The sequence below is a fragment of the Acinetobacter sp. KAM396 genome (genome assembly GCF_021602765.1).
Lineage (GTDB): Bacteria > Pseudomonadota > Gammaproteobacteria > Pseudomonadales > Moraxellaceae > Acinetobacter > Acinetobacter towneri_A.
Window position 1 is genome coordinate 1 of sequence record NZ_BPPH01000126.1, and the last position, 269, is coordinate 269.

The window sequence follows — 269 nt, forward strand, 5'->3', positions numbered from 1 at the left end:
TTTTTTATCATTCTCACCCATCCGCATGATGGTGACCGGCGTTTCATCGGCATGGATCACCCGCTGTTGCAGCACCACCTGTTTTAAGGCATTGGCCAGAGGTTCCAGTTCTACACCGCAGCGACCTATCCAGTCAGATAAAGTTGATCTAGAAAGTACGATTCCCGCCCGCTGATAGATCAGACGTTGACGGTACAGCGGCAAATGATCGGCATATTTCGATACCAAAACATGGCTGAGCAGTTCAGGTGAAGCAATGCCTTTATCAA

General features: G+C 48.7%; 1 protein-coding gene. It reads right to left on the minus strand.

Annotation, left to right across the window (positions count from 1 at the left end; translation table 11 throughout):
* Positions 1-269: IS66 family transposase (locus tag L6C30_RS14825; RefSeq protein ID WP_236163354.1), on the minus strand; the 269-nt coding region annotated here is incomplete at both ends.